Consider the following 3,021-nt stretch of genomic DNA (forward strand, 5'->3'; position numbering starts at 1 on the left):
CGAACACGACGGTTAAGCTTCACAGTGCCAATGGTACTGCAGGGGAGGCCCTGTGGGAGAGTAGGTCGCTGCTAGGTAAATAACAATAGAAACACTAGGCATTGTGCTTAGTGTTTTTTTAGTTTACTCAAAATAAGATTTAGTTAATTTGCCTCACAGATATTTGGTGAAAATTACACTTTTGTAATATAGATGTTAACAAAAAAGCTTCCTTGTTTTACTACTAATTATTCTTTTAGGCTTAGAATTGTGTTTATTATCAATAAAAAAACATGGTAATAAATTGGTGATACAAGTTAGCCATCAATATAATAGCTTAGAATTTTATGTATAAAGCAGTATAACTATCATAGATTGCTCATATTAAAATTTTACTCATGCAAATAAGTTAACATATAATTGTCAAATTAGTTACCACAGCATTACAGATAACGAAAAATTCATTTTAGAATTTCTTATATACTTTTTAGAAATTATTTATATTTATTTGTAAATGTTATTAATTTATTTATAAATATAATTAATATGTTGCAGTATGATAATAACTTGGTATAATAGAAAAAAAGGCAGAAAATAAATTATAGTAGTGATAATGTGAATATTCCAACTTTAGATCAAAGACAATGATAGATTATGCATAGACTCTATGTTTTTTACAGGCGTAGAGTTTGAGCTAATTATAAATAAACAAAAATTTATATTATTAAGAGTGTGGGAGGAAGTTACTATGAAAAAAACTAAGATTATATGCACTATAGGTCCAGCTAGTGAAAGTAAAGAAGTAGTATCAAAATTAATTTTAGCAGGAATGAATGCCTCAAGACATAATTTTTCTCATGGAGATCATGAAGGGAATGGAAGAGGTATTAAACTAGTTAAAGAAATTAGTGCAGAATTAAACAAGCCTATTGCAATAATATTAGACACTAAAGGACCAGAAATTAGAACAGGAAATTTTGAAGCAGGTAAAGTAGAGTTGAAGGAAGGAAGCAAATTTACCATTGTCACTGGTGAAGAAATAGTTGGGGATGAAAGAGCTTGTTCTGTAACATATGATAAACTACATGAAGATGTAAAGCCAGGAAACATAATACTAATAGATGATGGATTGGTTGGATTAGAAGTAGAAACTGTTGAAGAAAATAAAATTCATTGTGTTGTAAAGAATACAGGCATGGTTGGAAATCATAAAGGAGTTAACATACCAGGAGTTTCAATACAGCTTCCAGCTTTAACAGAAAAAGATATAAATGATTTAAAATTTGGTATTGAACAAGGTGTAGATATAGTTGCTGCCTCCTTTGTAAGAAAAGCATCAGATGTTTTATCTATTAGAAAAGTATTAGAAGAAAATGGTGGAAGTGATATATTAATATTCTCAAAGATAGAAAATCAAGAAGGTATTGATAACATAGATGAGATAATAGATTTATCTGATGGAATAATGGTTGCTAGAGGGGATTTGGGGGTTGAAATACCAACTGAAGAGGTTCCTTTAGTACAAAAAATCATAATTTCAAAATGTAACAAGGCTGGAAAACCAGTTATAACAGCAACACAAATGTTAGATTCTATGATAAGAAATCCAAGACCAACAAGAGCTGAAGCATCAGACGTAGCTAATGCTATATTTGATGGTACTGATGCTATAATGCTAAGTGGAGAAACTGCAAGTGGAAAGTATCCAATTGAAGCAGTAACTACCATGGCAAAAATTGCAGAAGCTGCTGAAAAAGCAATTGCATATGAAGCTAATTTAAGACAAAAAAGCACATTACCAGTTCAAAATGTTCCAAATGCAATAAGTTTAGCTACTTGTAATACTGCCATGGAATTAAATGCTTCTGCTATAATTGCAGCTACACAAAGTGGATATACAGCAACAGTGGTTTCAAAATATAGACCAGAGTGTCCAATTATAGCTGTTACTCCGTATGTAAAGGTAGCTAGAAAATTAGCCTTAAATTGGGGTGTATTTCCAATACTTGCCTCAAAATCAGAAACAACTGATGAATTAATTAATGAATCAATAGGTACGGCGTTAGAAACTGGGTTTGTAAAAAAAGGAGATTTAGTTGTGGTAGCAGCTGGAATACCAGTAAATCATACAGGTACTACTAATATGATAAAAGTCCATGTTGTTGGATAGGTATTAGCTCAAGGTAAAGAGGGATAATTTAAACCTAAGTACATGGTATTAGTAACGTAGCTCAAGACCATAGACAAGCATAAAAAAGCTTCAAGAATGAGATATCATTTGAAGTAAAAAATTTGCATAAAAAATATATTAATTATTGGACAAGTTGTCAGGCGTTTTATCATTTGTTTAATGCATTAACTAATATAAACAAAATTAAACAAGGGGTTACCTCAGAATATATTGAGGTAACCCCTTGTTAAGTTTTTTATATTTATGCATCATATATTGTTTAAATTATAGGAGGAGATTTAGTTTGAATATTGTAAAAAAATGCAGTTTAGTATCAGTTACAAAATAATCCTATCTATTATTGTCTGTTGTTTGTTGATATCTTTCACAATTGCAGCTATATGTATAGTAAAAAGTAGAGAAGTTATAAAGAATGAGGGGGAATCAAGGTTAAAAGAAATTTCAAAGAATAATCCTAATAAAGTTAACGAGTTGATTTTTAATACTGAAAACACTATCAATGTTGTAAACAGAATTCTTAGCTTCAGGGGAGTTTTATATAAAGATGGGAGTATTAGAGCGGGCAGTCATCGGATAAATACATGAAATATGTTTACATAACATATTTCTTATGTAAACTAACTCTGGCGTATCAACATGTAAAATAGGAAGTATAATGATGAATAGTTAAGTATCATGGATGTCATGAATTGTTAGGAGGAATATAGCTGAAAGCTTATAACTGTAAAGATGATAAGATAACATTCGTTGCTTGATTAAGCAGCAAACACAAGTAAACTTATCAATATAATATCGCGGGATGGAGCAGTTGGTAGCTCGTCGGGCTCATAACCCGAAGGTCGTAGGTTCGA

At 30.9% G+C, this 3,021-nt stretch carries 1 pseudogene; it reads left to right on the forward strand.

Annotated elements, in window-relative coordinates:
* Positions 1-727 precede the first annotated feature (727 nt).
* Positions 728-2,146: pseudogene (gene pyk / locus HGI79_RS22240) on the forward strand (pyruvate kinase); the annotation flags it as partial.
* Positions 2,147-3,021: the final 875 nt, after the last annotated feature.

The sequence above is a fragment of the Clostridium sp. DJ247 genome, from assembly GCF_014231265.1.